We start from the raw sequence: 292 nt of genomic DNA, 5'->3' as shown, positions 1-292 counted from the left end.
AGCGATTGAAATATAAGTTCAGTCGCTTTTTTAATAGGAATTTATAGATTAAGGAGAAGAAATTAATGGATAAAGAAATGATAAATATTAATGCCAATTTAGTTAAGGAAGCTGAATTTTCAGAATTTGAAAAAGATGGAGAAAGTGTTCAAGTAGCAAATTTTGCTCTTGTTAAAAAATATGGAAAGGGCAAAGAATATACAAATTGCTCAGTATATGGAGAAAAGGTAGAAATTGTAAAAGAATTTGAAAAAGGAGATCTAATCCATGTCTTTGGATATTTCAAAGAAAA

General features: G+C 27.4%; 1 protein-coding gene. It reads left to right on the top strand.

What is annotated here, in order from left to right:
* Positions 1 to 65: 65 nt before the first annotated feature.
* A partial coding sequence (locus HMPREF3023_RS00450; protein ID WP_070699903.1) for a single-stranded DNA-binding protein occupies positions 66 to 292 on the top strand: 227 nt, incomplete at its 3' end.

Source organism: Peptoniphilus sp. HMSC075B08 (genome assembly GCF_001815405.1).
GTDB classification, from domain to species: Bacteria; Bacillota; Clostridia; order Tissierellales; family Peptoniphilaceae; genus Peptoniphilus_A; species Peptoniphilus_A harei.
This window is presented reverse-complemented; position numbering and strand designations above follow the sequence as displayed.